This is a genomic window from Cognatishimia sp. WU-CL00825, assembly GCF_040364665.1.
GTDB lineage: Bacteria > Pseudomonadota > Alphaproteobacteria > Rhodobacterales > Rhodobacteraceae > Cognatishimia.
The window spans coordinates 23,306-40,181 of record NZ_BAABWX010000005.1 but is presented as its reverse complement, the minus strand read 5'-3'; the positions used below and the strand labels follow the sequence as shown (position 1 = coordinate 40,181).

At 53.0% G+C, this 16,876-nt stretch carries 14 protein-coding genes; 4 read left to right on the top strand and 10 right to left on the bottom strand.

Annotated features, from left to right (window positions below; all coding sequences use genetic code 11):
• Positions 1-236: 236 nt before the first annotated feature.
• On the top strand, positions 237-578 hold the full coding sequence (locus ABXG94_RS14845; protein ID WP_353535518.1) for a DUF2853 family protein: 342 nt from the start codon (positions 237-239) through the stop codon (positions 576-578).
• 264 nt (positions 579-842) lie between these two features.
• On the opposite strand, the gene ABXG94_RS14840 is transcribed toward ABXG94_RS14845, so the two are convergent.
• From ABXG94_RS14840 to tsaD, 5 genes are read right to left on the bottom strand one after another with little or no spacing between them, the layout of a single operon-like run.
• Positions 843-1,238 (bottom strand): DUF1761 domain-containing protein, encoded by a 396-nt coding sequence (locus ABXG94_RS14840; protein WP_353535516.1) that lies wholly within the window; start codon positions 1,236-1,238, stop codon positions 843-845.
• 54 nt (positions 1,239-1,292) lie between these two features.
• Positions 1,293-1,712: an EVE domain-containing protein gene (locus ABXG94_RS14835; protein ID WP_353535514.1), complete on the bottom strand. Its 420-nt coding sequence runs from the start codon at positions 1,710-1,712 to the stop codon at positions 1,293-1,295.
• Entirely contained in the window at positions 1,712-1,984 is a 273-nt protein-coding gene (locus ABXG94_RS14830; protein WP_353535513.1) for a YciI family protein, read from the bottom strand. Before ABXG94_RS14830 ends, ABXG94_RS14835 begins: the two co-directional genes overlap by 1 nt.
• Before the next feature lie 2 nt (positions 1,985-1,986).
• Positions 1,987-2,946, bottom strand: a complete 960-nt coding sequence (locus ABXG94_RS14825; protein WP_353535511.1) for an NAD(P)H-dependent glycerol-3-phosphate dehydrogenase — start codon at positions 2,944-2,946, stop codon at positions 1,987-1,989.
• Positions 2,943-4,040, bottom strand: a complete 1,098-nt coding sequence (tsaD, locus tag ABXG94_RS14820) for a tRNA (adenosine(37)-N6)-threonylcarbamoyltransferase complex transferase subunit TsaD (protein WP_353535509.1) — start codon at positions 4,038-4,040, stop codon at positions 2,943-2,945. The genes ABXG94_RS14825 and tsaD overlap by 4 nt, the downstream gene beginning before the upstream one ends.
• A 70-nt stretch (positions 4,041-4,110) precedes the next feature.
• On the opposite strand from tsaD, the gene ABXG94_RS14815 reads away from it, so the two are divergent.
• The 3 genes from ABXG94_RS14815 (at position 4,111) to ABXG94_RS14805 (ending at position 7,771) form a co-directional block, all read left to right on the top strand.
• Complete coding sequence (locus ABXG94_RS14815) at positions 4,111-4,806, top strand: uroporphyrinogen-III synthase (protein WP_353535508.1); 696 nt, start codon at positions 4,111-4,113, stop codon at positions 4,804-4,806.
• A 75-nt stretch (positions 4,807-4,881) separates the two neighbouring features.
• Positions 4,882-6,276, top strand: a complete 1,395-nt coding sequence (locus ABXG94_RS14810; RefSeq protein ID WP_353535507.1) for a hypothetical protein — start codon at positions 4,882-4,884, stop codon at positions 6,274-6,276.
• Positions 6,277-6,286: 10 nt separating this feature from the next.
• Entirely contained in the window at positions 6,287-7,771 is a 1,485-nt protein-coding gene (locus tag ABXG94_RS14805; RefSeq protein ID WP_353535505.1) for a heme biosynthesis protein HemY, read from the top strand.
• 73 nt (positions 7,772-7,844) lie between these two features.
• Here ABXG94_RS14805 and malQ read toward each other — a convergent pair whose 3' ends face one another.
• The 5 genes from malQ to glgB are packed head-to-tail and all read right to left on the bottom strand — an operon-like array spanning position 7,845 to position 16,851.
• Positions 7,845-9,812 carry a 4-alpha-glucanotransferase gene (gene malQ, locus ABXG94_RS14800; protein ID WP_353535503.1) on the bottom strand — a complete coding sequence of 656 codons (1,968 nt, stop codon included), beginning with the start codon at positions 9,810-9,812 and terminating at the stop codon, positions 7,845-7,847.
• Positions 9,809-11,911 carry a glycogen debranching protein GlgX gene (gene glgX / locus ABXG94_RS14795; RefSeq protein WP_353535501.1) on the bottom strand — a complete coding sequence of 701 codons (2,103 nt, stop codon included), beginning with the start codon at positions 11,909-11,911 and terminating at the stop codon, positions 9,809-9,811. The genes malQ and glgX overlap by 4 nt, the downstream gene beginning before the upstream one ends.
• An 8-nt stretch (positions 11,912-11,919) precedes the next feature.
• On the bottom strand, positions 11,920-13,356 hold the full coding sequence (gene glgA, locus ABXG94_RS14790; RefSeq protein WP_353535499.1) for a glycogen synthase GlgA: 1,437 nt from the start codon (positions 13,354-13,356) through the stop codon (positions 11,920-11,922).
• Between the two features lies 1 nt (position 13,357).
• A complete protein-coding gene (gene glgC / locus ABXG94_RS14785) occupies positions 13,358-14,617 on the bottom strand; it encodes a glucose-1-phosphate adenylyltransferase (protein WP_353535498.1) in 1,260 nt (419 codons plus the stop codon).
• Between the two features lie 35 nt (positions 14,618-14,652).
• Entirely contained in the window at positions 14,653-16,851 is a 2,199-nt protein-coding gene (gene glgB, locus ABXG94_RS14780; protein ID WP_353535497.1) for a 1,4-alpha-glucan branching protein GlgB, read from the bottom strand.
• Positions 16,852-16,876 lie beyond the last annotated feature (25 nt).

The following is a 16,876-nucleotide window of genomic DNA, read 5'->3' as shown; positions in this document are numbered from 1 at the left end:
CAACCTAGATCATCAAAGACAAGGGCCTCGGATATCGGGGCCCTTTTTACATGTAAGTCATCGCTCGTGACGCGCATTCAAAGCTGAGATTGGCGGGCGCAATTGCTTGCCTTGCCCTTGCGACGCGACTTGCGGGGAAAAACTGGTAAATCTTTTCCTTTGTGATCAGACAATTTGACCCTAAAGTTTCGGAGTAAGGGGAATTTTCCCCGTAATTTGTGACTGGGAGAGTGACCATGGGAAAACGCGACGACTTGATCGCGCAATATGCGGATGACCTGCGCAACAAATGTGGCATGCAGCCGGATATGGACCTTTTGACGAAAGTGACCATTGGATGTGGTCCTGCGATATATAACGCAGATGCGTCCACTGTGGCGGCGACACAAGCCGCGGAGCTGGAAACTGTAAAGAACAACTTCCTTATCAAGAAATTAGGCTTGGCAGATGGTCCTCAGTTGATGGAAGCCATCAATTCAGTGATTGAAACCTATGGCCGCTCTGAGCGCAATAAGTACCGCGCGGTTGTGTATTACATGCTGACAAAGCATTTTAGCAAAGAGTCGATTTACGGCTGACACCTGCAGCGCCCGCTGGCAATCACGCGGGCGCTTAGCAATTCGATGCAAATTCGCAATTGATTATAAGCATTTGCCATTTGCTCTGAGGTGCTTTTTTGCCTTACAAATTAGACAACAGGCTAGGATGGCCGAACCTTTCAAAATACGCGTGTGGTGAGTAGGGAGCACGTGGGGTACGAGGGTTCCGGTGCAGTACAGCTTGGAACCCTCGTTCATTTTAGAGGTTAGACTATTTTTGGGCCGCAATTTGGGCCTGGAAAATCAGAGCAGAGTGAGCACCAAACCCATCACTGTGCAGCCAATGGTGGCATACCCACCATCAATGAAGATCAATGCTTTTGGACGACCAGCAAAGGTATAATTTGTAGCGACCCAGGGTGTGACAAGAAACAGACCGATCCCAAGACCAGCCAGCACGCCTTTGCCGGCTGTGTCGATGCCCGCAAGGCTGAACACATGGCGCATCATGCCTGCCACTACGATCAGACAGATGATTGAAACAATATAAGGCACTTTATTGGCTGAATTCGCGGGACGTCCGTCTTCGCCGACTTCGACACCTGATGCCGCCATCCAAGGTTTTGCCAGCGTCATGTACCAAATTGCGCCAAACGCATAGGCTGTGATCGCTGCGGCAATTACACTTACAACTTCCATAATCTTCTCCTGTCCATCTTGGTTTTTTGCAATGCCCAATTTCCTTGGGTCGGTTTAGTTAGGTTTTTCCGAAAGCGCCGTGATGATCGTCCACTCAGTCTCGCTGACGGGTTGCACGGACAGCCGCGAGTTTCGCACCAAGATCATATCGTCTAAGCGCGGGTCAGCTTTGATGGTGTCTAGACCAACTGGATGCGCCAATGATCGCACGGCTTTGATATCCACGCATTCCCAACGGGCGTCGTCGGTTGTCGAATCTTGGTGGGCAGTAGCCACTACCTCGACAATACCAACCACTGATTTTTCTTTCTGAGAATGGTAAAAGAACCCAAGATCCCCGATTTGCATCTCGCGCATGAAGTTACGCGCTTGGTAGTTGCGCACGCCGTCCCATTCCTCGCCTATTTCGCCCTTGTCGATCTGGTTTTGCCAGCTCCAGGTCGATGGTTCGGATTTGAACAGCCAGTAACGCATTATCCGATCACCTTGTTCCAGGCCGTGATTTCGACGCTGGCAAACAGATCAGCAGCTTTATAAGGGTCTTTGGCGGCCCAAGCTTGGGCGGCTTGCATGTCAGGCATTTCCAGAACAATCAAAGATCCGCACATCTCGCCATTTTCATCTAAAAAGGGGCCGGCCATTTCGACGGCATCTGATGATTTCAAATAAGCCACATGTGCGTCGCGATTGGCTTTCCGCACTTCCAGTGAATTCGGTTTGTCTTTGGCGACTAGGGCAAAACGCATGATTATTCCTCTTTTGCAGGGCGAGCGAGCAGTTGGGTCATAGCCTCGCGTACCTTAAGTTTTTGGTCAAGTAGTGCCACAACAGACTCTGTTATAGGCATTTCAATATTAAGCTTTCGGGCCTTTTCCAGAGTGGCGCGGGCTGTGGCTGCCCCTTCAACGGTTATGGCAACATCAAAGGGAACCTCGCGGCCCAACGCATGACCAAATTGATAGTTTCGTGATTGATCTGATGTGCAGGTCAAGGTCAGATCACCAAAGCCGGAAAGTCCGGCCAACGTATCGGGTAGTGCACCCAGTTTTAGAGCCATTCGGTTGATTTCTGCAAAGCCACGCGTCATCACCGAGGCACGGGCACTGTCGCCCAGTCCGGCCCCATCAGACGCACCACAAGCAATCGCGATCACGTTCTTTAAGGCCCCGCCAAGTTCAGCACCAATGGTATCGGTTGTGCGGTATATGCGCAGGTTTGGTGCGCGTAATTGCTGTTGCAGTGCCAAGCCAGCCTGCGCATCGCTGCAGGCCAACGTAAGCGCGGTTGGCAAGCCCTTAGCGATGTCACTTGCAAAACTTGGACCGGTTAGAATTGCAGGCGTGGCAGAGGGCATGCAGTCGGAAATAACAGCAACCGGACCAAGTCCGGTCGTTAGCTCGATGCCTTTGCAGCACGCCACAAGGGTTTTTCCCTGCAAAGATGGGGCGTTGTTCAAAACCTCCCGCAGCCGTTGCATTGGAACGGAAAGCAGCACAACGTCATCGGTTAAGTCCGATAGATCACTTGTGGCGACAACATTTTCGGGGATTTGAATGTTGGGTAAACGGGCCGCATTTGTGCGCGTTTCTTGGATAGACTTAACTGTCGCTTCGTCACGTGCCCAAAGCACAACAGGGGCGCCGCTTCGGGCGATGGAAATCGCGAGCGATGTGCCAAATGCGCCAGCTCCAACAACGCCAATTGTCATGCTTTTGCTCCTTTTTTACCGCTTCCCAAGAGGGCAGGCGCGCGGGTGTCCAACGGCCATCTGGGCCGCGCAGTCAAATGCATATCGTCTTGCTTGCCCGCCTTAAAGCGTTCCAGGCCTGCATAGGCGATCATCGCAGCGTTATCCGTGCACAGTTTCAGCGGAGGAGCCGTGAATTGCGTGCCATGTGTCTGGCAAACAGACTCTAATTCAGCCCGAATGGCAGTGTTTGCAGCAACGCCGCCCGCCACAGCCAAAAGCGGCGTGTCGGGCGTTTCCCGCAAGTATTGCATGATCGCACGCGCCGTTTTCTTGCCGACCACATCTACAACTGCCGCCTGAAAAGACGCACAAAGATCAGCGCGATCTTGTTCAGTGAGCCCGCCTTTTTCGGCGATAATGGCATCGCGTGCGCGCAGTAAAGCGGTCTTTAATCCAGAAAACGACATGTCGCAGCCCGGGCGATCAAGCAGAGGGCGCGGCAAGGCAAACCTTTTGGGATCGCCATCTAGGGCAGCAGACTGCACCGATGGACCACCGGGTTGTGGCAGGCCTAGCAGCCGGGCGGTTTTGTCAAAGGCCTCGCCCGGCGCATCGTCAATTGTGCCACCGATGCGGCTAAAATCTTCTGGACCGCGTGCTATCAAAAACTGGCAATGTCCGCCGCTAACCAAAAGCATCAAGTAAGGATAAGCCACTTGATCCGTCAGGCGCGGGGTTAGCGCGTGGCCGGCCAGATGGTTCACACCTATGAGCGGAATATTCAAACCCGCAGCCAGACCTTTGGCGCACATCACGCCAGACAGAACGCCGCCAATCAGACCGGGGCCGGCAGTCACCGCGACGGCATCTATGCTGTCCAGCGAAACATTTGCTGCCATCAAAGCGTCTTCGACGCAAATATCCAATTTCTCGGCATGGGCGCGCGCGGCGATTTCAGGCACAACACCACCAAACGCAGCGTGCAAATCACTTTGGCCATAGACCACATTTGACAAAATTTCGGCGGGTGCATCGCCTTTTTGTCGAAGGATCGCTGCAGATGTATCGTCGCAGCTGCTTTCCAATCCCAATATTGTAAGGGTGCGTGTCATACTCATTGCCATTGCGCGGTTATAGTAGCGGAGGTAACACCGTAAGGCGCAGCAAACAATGGGGAGGCTGATGGCAAATACCAAACCACTCGTTATCCTGACGCGCCCTAGGGCGCAGTCAGCTGAGTTTGCCGAGGCGCTGCGCCAAGTTGGGTTTGACGGGTTAATCCTGCAAGCCCCGGTTATTCAAGTGGTGTCCAAGCCCTCGATCTTTGATCAGTCTGACGTGACCGGTGCCATCTTTACATCGGCCAATGCGGTGCGCCATAGCCCGGTCTTAGATGTCCCTGCCTGGTGCGTGGGTGACCGCACAGCATCAGAGGCCCAAAAGGCGGGTTGGTCAACGATATCGGCCAATGGAAACGTCGAAGCCTTATTGAAATTGATTAAAGGTCAGGCCTTACAAGGCCCATTGGTGCATTTCCGAGGCGAGCACAGCCGCGGCAAACTGGCGCAACGCCTTTCGAATTTGGGCATACCCATACAGGATGTTGTGACCTATCAGCAGATTGCGCAAAAGCTTACCGCCAAAGCCTCGGCTGCACTGACCGGGGAAGCGCCGGTGATTGTTCCCCTGTTTTCGCCGCGTTCGGCGCGGATATTTGCAGACATGGGGCCGTTTTCAGCACCAATTCACTTGATACTGATGAGCGGCGCTGTGTCAAAAGAGGTTGTTGATCTGGACACACGATCGCGATTAATTGTTTCTGTCCCGACGGCCAAGGCCATGTTAGAGGGCATTCAAAGCTTGATAGATGCAGCTTGACGCATTGTGACCAGTGCGTCTGTTGCCTAGATTTATCCCAGAGTTGGGAAATTGGATTCGAAAGGGTGACATCACGTGGCCAAGGCAGACAAGACTGACGTGTCGACCGACCAAAACACCAAAGTGGAAACTGAGGTGACCGAAGACATTGTTGATGCAGAGGTTGTTCAAGAGATACCTGTAGATGATAGCCCGTCCTCGGAAGCCGCAACGGATTTTGCCGACACTGCTACCCAAGACCTTGCCTCTGACAAAGACGAGGCGGATGTCGATGATGTCGAAAACTCTGAAACAGCGGAATTGGACATTGCGGACGACAGCGCCGAGACAAAGGAAACCGATGCCGCTGAGCCAGACGAGATAGCGCTAGAGGGGGACGCAGCCCCAGAAGACGACCAAAAAACAGAACCTGCTGAGCCACCAGAGAGCGATGCATCTTCAGATGAAGCAGAGGATGATGAAGACTTTGTCGAAGAAGAAAACTGGAACTGGAAAGACCCGTCTGAGAAGTCTGGCCCGGGTGTAGGCACACTTTTGCTAGGTGGTGCCGCGACCGCAGCGATAGGATTTGGAGCGGCAATTTTTCTTGGTCTTGTTTCGGGAAGCGATGAGGTTGCGATGACGCGGCTTTCAACGGAGCTGCGCACACAATCCAAACGCATCGAAACCCTTTCAGCGCAATACGACGAGACCTCTGGCAACGTGATCGCCGCGCAGTCTGCCGCGACTACACTTGCGACTTCAGTGGACGCCACTGCTGCTGATATTGCTGCCTTTAATGGCCGCATCGATGATATTGCTACGGCACTTGCTGATATTGATGCGCGCCTTGTTGGTCTTGAAAAGCGTCCTATTACGCAAGGGTTGCCCTCCTCTGCGATCCAAGCCTACGAGCGCGAATTGGAAGCCTTAAAATCGTCGGTCGCCGCGCAACGCGCTGAAGCAGCGGCGATGGAAGAAAATGCCAAAATCACAGCACGCGACGCTTTGGCTCGGGCGGCCTTGTCACGGGTCACTTCTGCCATCGACAGCGGGGCACCTTACCGTACAGCCTTGTCAGATTTCTCTGTGAATGCGGGCCTAAGCGTGCCTGATGCTTTGTCCGCAATGGCGGACAGCGGCGTGCCAACTCTGGCCAGCCTGCAAACAAGTTATCCTGACGCGGCAAGGCGAGCCTTGGCGGCTGCCCGTCAGATACAAGACGATAGTGAAAACCGTTTTACGGCCTTTATGAAATCGCAACTAGGAGCGCGGTCGGTTGCGCCCAAAGATGGTCAGGATGCGGACGCGATATTGAGCCGTGCTGAAGATAACCTAAGGTCTGGCGAAGTTTCAGACGCGCTGACTGAAATTTCTGCGTTGCCACAAGAAGCCCAAGATGCCTTAGCAGGCTGGGTCACAGAAGCCAAAACGCGTATCGATGCTGCGGAAGCTGCCGCCAACTTGATGCAACAATTGAACGCTAACTAAGGGTTAATTTATGCTCTGGTCTCTTACTAAAATTCTGGTTTTCGTTGTCACCATTGCCGCCATGACCCTTGGGGCTGGTTATTTGATGGAAAGCCAAGGCGGGGTGATGATTACGGTGGCTGGGGTGGAATACACTCTGAGCCCTTTGATGTCTGTCATTGGCCTGATTGTGCTTGTTGTTGCGGTTTGGTTGATCCTAAAGGCCTTGTCCTTTCTTGTTGCGCTTGCCCATTTTCTGAATGGCGATGAAACCGCAATGAGCCGCTATTTCAACCGCAGCCGCGAACGGCGCGGCTATCAAGCTTTGACAGAGGGCATGATGGCATTGGCCTCGGGTGAAGGTCGCGTGGCTATGGACAAGGCGCGCAAGGCCGAGCGTCTGTTGCGCAAGCCAGAGCTGACAAATTTGATAACGGCGCAGGCCGCAGAAGTTTCTGGCGATCGCCGCAAGGCCGAAGATGTTTATAAAACATTGCTGAAAGATCAAAGCACCCGATTTGTTGGTGTGCGCGGATTGATGAAGCAAAAGCTGGAAGACGGCAACACAGAGACTGCATTGAAACTGGCTGAGACAGCGTTTGCACTGAAGCCAAAGCATGTTGAAACACAGGATGTTTTGCTAAAGCTACAGGCAGAAACAAAAAACTGGACCGCTGCCCGCGAGACTTTGAATGCAAAGCTTAAGCATGGTTCGTTGCCGCGCGACGTGCACAAGCGGCGTGACGCTGTTCTGGCCTTGTCAGAAGCCAAAGATCTTGCAGCGACAGATTCTACGATAGAAATGCGCGAGGCTTCGATTGAAGCGAACCGTTTGTCCCCTGATTTGATCCCGGCAGCGGTGCTTGCGGCCAAAGGTTATATTGAACAGGGTAAACCACGTTACGCGCTGCGGGTATTGAAGAAAGCTTGGGAAGCCCAACCGCATCCGGATCTTGCAGCGGCCTTTGCAGCCATTGTTCCAGATGAAACACCCGCTGCCCGCATCAAACGATTTGAAGCCCTAATAAAGTCAACGCCGGATCATTCCGAAACCAAATTGTTGATGGCAGAGCTGCAAATTGCAGCCGAAGATTTTCCGGCAGCGCGTCGCGCATTGGGCGATCTTTGGGAAAGCGATCCAACCGCGCGTACATTGACCATGATGGCGGCAATCGAGCGTGGCGAAGGCGCGGATGATGCGGTGGTCAAAGGATGGCTAGCACGCGCGTTGACGGCGTCGCGTGGACCGCAATGGGTGTGCGATAATTGTCAGAATATTCACGCCGAATGGGCACCGGTTTGTGAAAATTGCCAGAGCTTTGACACTCTCAGCTGGAAGACGCCAGCTGCATCCGAAATGGTTAATACGACGGGGCTAGAAATGCTGCCGTTGATTGTTGGGGCAATCGAAGACCAAGGGGCTTCTGACGCGGTAGACGAAGTGGTTCACGAAACACTAGAATCGACTGCTGAAGAGACGACAGTTGAGGTCCTGCAGCCGGAAGATGAAAAGTAGGCTGAACGCAAATTTGTGGGACGTGTTTACGTCCCACAATTATCTAACCTGCGACAGTCGCGGTTTTTACCGATTAGTTCGCTGCCTTGAAGCGTGCTCTGCCAGCGTTGCGCATTAGATTGGCAAGGGATACCAGTCGGTCATCACCGGGCATATCTTCCAACGATAAACTGTATTTGCGACGCCAATTTGGATGCTCGTCAATGGTACCAGGCAAGTTTTGCGCTTCGACCTCAGAAAGAATGTCGTCAAATTGCACCGCAACCAGCCCAGCATTGGAATCGGCAAGCAAGCCGTGAACAGTGAAAGCAAAGTCCGCAGCCGGGCCAAGCGAGGCGACTTCGTGGCTGCGTTGCGCGCGCATGTTCTGTGCGGTTCCCTCGTCAATCCACGCGAGTTCCTGCCACCAGTCAATATCGCGGGCGTTTTGAAATCCAGCCACCGTCGGCGTGTCATGGGTGGCAAAGCATGACAGCACCTGGGTTGGGCCATTTTGCGTATCACGGAAACCACCGTGATCATTTTTTTCATACTGCATAACAGAATAGCCGTAGAAACCATGATGGCGCATGGTTTCGCGAAACCCTTCAGGGACAAGCCCCAAATCTTCACCAATAACCACACAGTTGTGGCGCTCTGCCTCTATCTTGATGATGGCCAAAAGCGATTCAAAGGGTTGGCGAATATATGCGCCGGGGCTGCCGTCATCGGGAATCCAAAAACTGCGGTTTAGACCCAAGACGTGATCGATGCGGATCACCCCTGCATAGCGCATTGTCTGCGCCAATATCCGGCGAAAAGCGGTATAGCGTTGGGCCTTAAGTTTGCGCGGCGAAAAGGCGGCAAGCTGCCAGTTTTGACCTTCCGGACTAAGATGATCGGGAGGGGCTCCGATGGAAACCCCGGTGGCAATAACATCGCTTTCACACCGGCTTTCAGCACCGTCTCTGCGCGGCCCCACAGCCAAATCAAGATACAGGCCCAGCGGCATGCCAGCAGCGCGTGCGCGCGCCTGAACCTCGAATAATTGTATTTCGGCAACCCATTGCAACCACAAATGAAATTCAAGATGCTCGGGGTCGATTGCCTCAGGGGCGTCAGGCCATTTCCGCCAGTCTGGACCATAGAGCGCGCTGGTGGCTTCGAACCCTGCAAATTCTAGCAAATCTTGTGGTGCCGCGGCCTGGAATTCAGCAAAATCTGATTTCAAACTCTGTGGGGCTGTTGCCTGAAAGATCTTGTATGCCTCTGACAGCTTTTGATTGTGTGCTGTTTTGTGGGCCTGATATGCAACGGTACTTGATTGCCTTAGCGTTTCAAAGTCAGCTCTATCTGTGGCAGCTACGCCGGGAATTGTATCAAGCGCAATGTAGGAAGTGTTTAAAAACCCACGGTGGGACGGCGAATAAGGGCTAATGGCGATGTGGTCGTCAAACCCCATATTATGCAGCGGGTTTATCCCCAGAAACGCCACGCCTTGCTTGGCCGTAATTTCTGCAAAATCACCCAGATCAACAAAGTCACCCAGACCAGCGTTGCGCTTTGATCGCAGGCCATACAGCGCAAAATTGATGCCCCAAAGACGATCAGAGTCGGTCAAAGATTGAATGGACGGCAGCCGCTCGGGCGCGACCAGCACTGTGACGATTTCTGTGCGGCCAGAGGCCGTGGCCGTTAATTCATAGACGCCAGAGGGCAGGGGCGGCAAAGTTATATGATCGCTGGGCAATCCTTGGGCAACTACCGCGTCACAGCCATCGACGCGTAACTGCCACGTAGCGCCAAGACCAAAATTTTGGGGCGATTCCTGCTGGCTCTGTAATATGATTTCTTCGGGAAACCACCGATCTTCGATGGCGTGACGCATGTCGGCCAAGCTTTGACGAATGGCATCGTCGGATGATACATCAACGCCGTTGGCGGCCAAAAGCGCCCTTTGGGTTTCAGGTGATGTGACCCTCTCTGTGCCATTGGCTTCGTAAAAGCTTGGCATAATCCCACAGAGGTCGGCGAGGGCCGCGAGCTCGTTATTTGCGTTCATGCCTTAGCCTCGTTGGCTTTCAAAACAAAGGCGACCACCGATTGCCCGGAAACCACTGTTTTGGCGACTTCAAGTTCGCAAAATGCACCTTGTTGGTATTTATCTGTGTCTATTGCCCGAATCCAATGCAACCCGTCGGGTGTGTCTGGCAGAATGACATTGGCTTGTTCTGAGCTTCGATTGAAAACGATGAATACCACATCGCTGTCCGTCTCAAAACTCGGCGCTTCGGCAGAGCAGCGCAGCGTGAGACATAGGTTGGCAAGCCCTGGATCTCGCCACTCAAGAGGCTCTCCATCAAAATCCCGCCAGTCGACATCGGGGTGCCCATCGCGTTTGCGTGCAGCACCATGCAAAAATCGCTTTTGGCGCACAGACAGATGAGTTTTTCGAAATCTGGAAAGGCTTTTTACAAACTCAAGCAAGTCTGTATCCGCTTGATCCCAATTCACCCATCCAAGCGCGTTGTCTTGGCAATAGGCATTGTTGTTGCCCTGCTGAGAATTGCCGATTTCATCACCCGCCAGCAGCATTGGCGTGCCTTGAGACAGAAAGAGAGTTGCCAGCATATTGCGTTGTCTGCGTTGGCGCACAGCTTGAATTTTGGGGTCGTCAGTGGGGCCTTCGACGCCCCCATTGTCGCTGTAATTGCTGTGATGGCCGTCGCGATTGTTTTCTGTATTCGCATGATTGTGGCGCTGTGCATAGCAGGTGGTGTCAGCCAGGGTAAACCCATCATGAGACGCAAGGAAATTAATCGACGTGTCGCTGTGCCGACCGGCGCGGTCAAACATTTCAGCAGAGCCCAAGAGCCGCGCCCCAAGTTCTTGGGCGCTATGGGCGTCTCCACGCCAATAGCGACGAACAGAGTCGCGATACCGATCATTCCATTCCGAGAATTCATGAGGGAATTCTCCGAGTTGATAGCCACCCGGTCCAATGTCCCAAGGCTCTGCAATCATGCGCACTTGCGACAAAACCGGGTCTTGGCGCAGGGCATCAAAAAAACCACCACGTGGATCAAATCCGTGGTCTTCGCGTCCCAAAGTCGTTGCCAGATCAAAACGAAACCCGTCAATTCCCATGCATTCAACCCAGAAACGCAGGCTATCAAGGACCATGCGCAGCACATAGGGATGCGCGACATTCAATGTATTGCCACATCCGGTATCATTGACGTAATACCGCGGTTGGCCTGCGGTCAGGCGATAATACGACGCGTTGTCCAGCCCTCTGAAACTAAGCGTTGGTCCACGTTGGTCGCCTTCGGCGGTGTGGTTATAAACCACATCCAGAATGACCTCGATCCCGGCTGCATGAAACCGTTCGACCATGGCGCGAAACCCTTTTAGGCCTTCTGGCCCAAAATAACGTGGCTCCGGGGCAAAGAACCCAATCGAATTATACCCCCAATAATTCCGCAGCCCCCGGTCAACCAGGAATTTGTCATCTACAAAGCTGTGGACCGGCAAGAGTTCGATGGCTTGCACGCCTAGGGACTTCAGGTGGTCGAGCATGGGCTGGGAAGCAAGTCCTTCGTAGCAACCCTGGATGTCTTTGGGCACCGCAGCATTCAGTTTGGTTAGTCCCTTGGGGTGGGCCTCGTAGATCAGATCACGATCTAAGTGTGGATTGTGTTGCCCCTTTAGCCCCTTAAAAAGAGCTGGGTCCGAGACAACTGATTTTGGTACAAAAGCTGCGCTGTCACGGGCATCAAAGGACAGATCTTCGGCAGGAGAGTTTTCATCATAGCCAAGCGTTGCGGGATCATTGGCCCAATCGCCATGCATTTCTCGCGTGTATGGATCTAGCAACAACTTGTTGGGGTTAAATCGGTGGCCCTGTTCCGGAGCATAAGACCCATGGGCTCGATACCCATACAGCGTGCCAATCGGCAAATCTTTTAAATAGCCATGCCATACAGGTCCGGAACGCTCGGGCAACGCGATACGCTGAATCTCGTCTTGGCCGTCCGCGGAAAAAAGGCAAAGCTCAATCTTGCTCGCATGTTCAGAAAACACAGCAAAATTCACACCAAACCCATCGTGATGTGCCCCAAGACGGCGGGGTGTACCGCTGGACAATTGAAACTTAGTCATTGGATTTCTCAACCTTCAAGGGATGATCGGTAAACCTCGAGATAGGCGTCCGCGGACAAATCCCAACCCACAGGATGCCGCATTGCACGGCGCATCATCGATGCCCAGACCTTGGGTTTTGCAAAGAGTGCGCAGGTGCGTGCGATCGCCTGTCCCAGCATCGTCGCTGTCACCGGTGTAAATTGAATGCCTGTGGCGCATTCTGCCAGCAATGCGGCTTCGTTTGCGTCAATTACGGTGTCTGCAAGCCCACCCGTTCGGGCCACCACCGGAATTGTGCCATAGCGCAGCCCATAAAGCTGGGTAAGCCCACAGGGCTCAAAGCGCGAAGGAATAAGAATGGCGTCTGCACCGCCCTGAAGTAAATGCGACAGGGGTTCGCTGTAACCGATGATCGTGCCAACAGACCCTTTGTAGCGGTTTGATGCCTCGACAAAGGCACGTTCTAGATCCGGGTCCCCGCTGCCAAGGACAGCCAATCGCCCACCTTGGGCAATCAGGTCTGGCAAGCAGTCCAGCAGCATATCCAGACCCTTTTGCGAGGTTAGGCGGCTGATGACGCAAAACAGGGGACCACTGTCGGCCTTTAGCCCAAATCGTTTTTCAACTTCACTGCGATTCTTGGCTTTGCCCTTAAGCGCCCGCCCGGAATAGGTCGACACCAAGGCCTGATCCTTTTCGGGACTCCAGATATCAAGATCAATACCATTTAGAATACCACATAGATCTGATTGCCGTTCACGCAAAAGACCATCCAGCCCCATGCCAAATTCCGGGGTCAGCAATTCGATTGCATAGGTTGGGCTGACCGTTGTGATCTTGTCAGACAACGCTAAACCGGCTTTCAAAAAGCTGATTTTGCCAAAATACTCAATGCCTTGGGGTGTATATAGTTCGGCGTCCAACGAAAGGGTGGAAAGCCGGGTTGCGTCAAACAATCCTTGGAAAGCGATGTTGTGAATGGTCATCACCACGGGCGGCGTTTCACCACCGCTTTGTTTGAGATACGCCGGAACAAGCCCTGCCTGCCAATCATGCGCATTGATGACGTCGGGCTTCCAATCTCCAAGTCCGTTTAAGGCCACTTGCGCACCTGCGTAAGACAGGGCCGCAAACCGTAGATCGTTATCAGCCCAGTCTTGACCGTCGGGTCCCAGATAAATACTGCCTGGACGATCATAAAGATGATCGGCCTGCAGCAAGAGTATATCCAACCCGTTTGACTGCACCGCGATGATATTGGCCGGCCCACCAAACAACGCGTCAAAAGACATTACCACCTGCCCCGTCGCCGCCAAATCTGCCAGGGCAGGATAAGCTGGGATCAGAACTTTGACGCTGACCCCCGCGTCAGTCAACGCTTTTGGAACTGCGCCTATCACATCTGCCAACCCCCCTGTTTTGATAAAGGGGGCGCATTCAGAGGCGACGAAAAGCAGGTTCATGTCAGAGATCCAATTTATCAATCATTGTCTGCGTGATCAGGCAAATGCCATTGTCAGTGCGCCGAAATCTTTTGGCGTCCAGCTCTGGGTCTTCGCCGACTACCAGTCCTTCTGGAATAACAACGCCCCTGTCAATGACCACATTCTTTAGACGCGCGTTGCGTTTAATTTCAGCATAGGGCATCGCAACCACACGATTAAGTTCCGCAAACGAATGGGTGCGCACGCCAGTGAATAAGAAACATTGATCAAGCTTTGAGCCAGAAATGATGCATCCGCCTGAAACCATAGACGATACCGCGTGCCCACGCCGGCCTTCTTCGTTGTGAATGAACTTTGCAGGAGCTGTCAGTTCCGAATAGGTCCAGATTGGCCATTCATTGTCATAAAGATCTAATTCAGGCTTGAAATCGGTCAGATCGACATTGGCCTGCCAAAAGGCATCAACGGTCCCGACGTCGCGCCAATAGGGTTTTTCTTCCAAACCGGTGCGCACACATGACCTGCTGAAAGGATGTGCTATCGCCTTGCCGTTTTTCACGATGTCCGGGATAATATCGCCACCGAAATCGTGCTGAGAGTCCGGGTTTTCAGCATCTTTTTGCAGCAATTCACACAGGTATTCCGTTTCGAATACATAGATTCCCATGCTGGCAAGCGCCATATCTGGGTGTCCGGGCATCGCAGGGGGATCGGCAGGCTTTTCAACGAAATCCAAAATCTTGTCTGTGTCGTTAACCTTCATGACGCCAAAGCCCGTGGCTTCCATGCGCGGTACTTCGATACAGCCAACCGTCACATCAGCGCCGCTGTCGACATGCTGTTTGATCATCAGCGAATAGTCTTGTTTATAGATGTGATCACCTGCCAAAATAATGATGTATTTTGGTCCATAACCGCGAATGATTTCGATATTCTGGGTCACCGCATCGGCCGTACCCTTGTACCAGTTTTCATTGTTGAGTTGCTGAGAAGCGGGCAAGATGTCCAGGGATTCATTGCGTTCAGCGCGGAAAAAACTCCAGCCGCGTTGCAGATGTCGGATCAAAGAGTGCGCTTTGTATTGCGTTGCAACGCCGATGCGTCGGATGCCGGAATTGACTGCATTTGACAGTGCGAAATCAATGATCCGACTTTTGCCGCCAAAATACATGGCAGGCTTAGCTCTTATGTCAGTCAGTTCGTAAAGTCTGCTGCCGCGGCCACCTGCCAGCACAAATGCCATCGATTGCTGTGCCAGTCTCTGAGATTCGTTGTCCATCGGTCTTCCTCCCAATTTCAATTCTCTGTTAGGGCTTATGCCCCCTCTTCAAGTTCAAAAAATAATGTCGACAGTGGGGGCAGTGTGAGCGAGACGGAATGCGGACGCCCTGACGCCGCGACTTCTTCGCTATCAGCAAAGCCCATATTTCCACGATCTTTACCGCCATAGTGGCTGGCATCGGAGTTCAGTTTTTCAACCCAACGGCCGGCTTTTGGCACCCCGATACGTCGCGCGGTGCGTTCGATGGGAGTAAAGTTGCTGACCACCAAAACCGGGGCGGCATCGTTATGGCCTTTGCGCACCCAGGCAAAGATCGACTCGTCGGCTGCGCCTTCTTCGATCCATTCAAAGCCTTCGGGTTTGCAATCTTGTTGGTGCAAAGCAGGGGTCGAGCGAAACAAGGCATTGAGATCGCGCACGAGGTTCTGCATTCCGCCGTGTTGCGGATGAGCTAGCAAATGCCAATCAAGACTTGCGTTATGGTTCCACTCTAAGCCTTGCGCAAATTCGCAACCCATAAACAGCAGTTTCTTGCCCGGATGGCCCCACATGAACCCGTAATAGGCCCGGAGGTTGGCGAACTTGTCGTCGCCTTCACCGGGCATTTTTTCAATCATAGAACCTTTGCCGTGCACAACTTCATCATGGCTGATCGGCAGCACGAAGTTCTCTGAAAATGCGTAGTGCAAACCAAAGGTCATTTTGTGATGATGGTACTTTCTGTGTATCGGATCCTGTTCAATGTAGGACAGAGTGTCATTCATCCATCCCATATTCCATTTGAACCCAAAGCCAAGCCCGCCGTGGTCCGCGGGTGCGCTTACACCTGGGAATGCCGTGGATTCTTCGGCGATCGTAACGATGCCCGGCATCTCACCATACGTCACGGTATTGGTGCGCTTCAAAAATTCGATGGCTTCCAGATTTTCACGACCGCCGTCTTTGTTGGGCACCCACTCGCCTTCTTTGCGCGAATAGTCGCGGTAGAGCATAGACGCCACGGCATCGACACGCAGACCGTCGATATGATGTTCACGCAGCCAGTAAAGGGCATTTGCAACCAGATAGTTAGAAACCTCGCTGCGCCCATAGTTATAGACAAGCGTGTTCCAATCAGGGTGAAAGCCTTCTTTGCGATCGGCATGTTCGTAAAGCGGCGTACCGTCAAATTTACCCAAACCATGCTGATCTTCGGGAAAGTGGCCCGGCACCCAATCAAGAATAAGACCCAGATCGGCAGCATGGCAGGCTTCGACGAAAGCACGAAATTCCTCTAGCGTACCGTGGCGTATGGTCGGGGCAAACAAGCCAACAGGTTGGTACCCCCAAGACCCATCAAACGGAAACTCTGAAATCGGCATTAATTCTAGGTGGGTAAAGCCCATGTCTTTGGCATAGGCCACGAGCTGTTGCGCGTGTTCGAGATAAGAGAGCGGTCGGTTGCCGTCTTCTGGAACGCGTTTCCATGATCCCAAGTGTACTTCATAAATTGAAATTGGTTGATCAATGCGATGCAAAGCTTCGCGTTTGGTCATCCAATTTGCGTCAGACCAAGCATGGCCGTCTAAGGTGCGCACAACAGAAGCGGTTTTTGGTGGGTGCTCTGCACCAAACCCAAATGGGTCCGCTTTTTGCGGCAACAGAGTACCATGCGCATCTAATATTTCGTATTTATAAACTTCGCCATCGCCCAGCCCGGGCATAAAGATTTCCCAGACGCCCGTTTGGCCACGCTTGCGCATTGGATTGCGCCGGCCATCCCAGTCGTTGAAATTTCCAATAACCGAAACCCGTTGCGCATTTGGTGCCCAAAGCGCGAAATGCGTGCCGGAAACACCCTGATGCGAAATGACATGTGCTCCCAGAACCTTCCAAAGATCCAAGTGCGCACCTTCAGCAATCAGGTGTTCGTCAAGCTCGCCCAATACCGGTCCAAAGCGATAGGGGTCGTCGGCCTCCCAGACATGTGGGCCCTTGGTCAATCGTAACCGATAAGCGAATGGGATTTTGCGCCGCGTTGCCGTGCCAACAAAAACAGCTGGCGTGTCAGGCAGGGGCACAAGTGACAGCACTTTTCGACCTGTCTTGGCATCCAGAACATCGACCGCGTCGACACCAGGAAAATGGACACGGATCGTTGGCTTTCCATCGACCTGATGCATTCCCAGTTGCGAAAAAGGATCAGCGTGCGTGCCGTCTACAATCTGTCTGCTGTTTTCAGCGTTGATCACTTGCCAATCCTCTTCATTGTTTGGG

Excerpts from the sequence above, each read along its gene's own strand:
- ABXG94_RS14815 (WP_353535508.1), top strand. The coding sequence starts at position 4,111 with ATGGCAAATACCAAACCACTCGTTATCCTGACGCGCCCTAGGGCGCAG.
- ABXG94_RS14825 (WP_353535511.1), bottom strand. The coding sequence starts at position 2,946 with ATGACAATTGGCGTTGTTGGAGCTGGCGCATTTGGCACATCGCTCGCG.
- glgX (WP_353535501.1), bottom strand. The coding sequence starts at position 11,911 with ATGACTAAGTTTCAATTGTCCAGCGGTACACCCCGCCGTCTTGGGGCA.
- ABXG94_RS14805 (WP_353535505.1), top strand. The coding sequence starts at position 6,287 with ATGCTCTGGTCTCTTACTAAAATTCTGGTTTTCGTTGTCACCATTGCC.
- ABXG94_RS14830 (WP_353535513.1), bottom strand. The coding sequence starts at position 1,984 with ATGCGTTTTGCCCTAGTCGCCAAAGACAAACCGAATTCACTGGAAGTG.
- ABXG94_RS14845 (WP_353535518.1), top strand. The coding sequence starts at position 237 with ATGGGAAAACGCGACGACTTGATCGCGCAATATGCGGATGACCTGCGC.
- tsaD (WP_353535509.1), bottom strand. The coding sequence starts at position 4,040 with ATGACACGCACCCTTACAATATTGGGATTGGAAAGCAGCTGCGACGAT.
- glgA (WP_353535499.1), bottom strand. The coding sequence starts at position 13,356 with ATGAACCTGCTTTTCGTCGCCTCTGAATGCGCCCCCTTTATCAAAACA.
- malQ (WP_353535503.1), bottom strand. The coding sequence starts at position 9,812 with ATGAACGCAAATAACGAGCTCGCGGCCCTCGCCGACCTCTGTGGGATT.
- glgC (WP_353535498.1), bottom strand. The coding sequence starts at position 14,617 with ATGGACAACGAATCTCAGAGACTGGCACAGCAATCGATGGCATTTGTG.
- ABXG94_RS14840 (WP_353535516.1), bottom strand. The coding sequence starts at position 1,238 with ATGGAAGTTGTAAGTGTAATTGCCGCAGCGATCACAGCCTATGCGTTT.
- ABXG94_RS14835 (WP_353535514.1), bottom strand. The coding sequence starts at position 1,712 with ATGCGTTACTGGCTGTTCAAATCCGAACCATCGACCTGGAGCTGGCAA.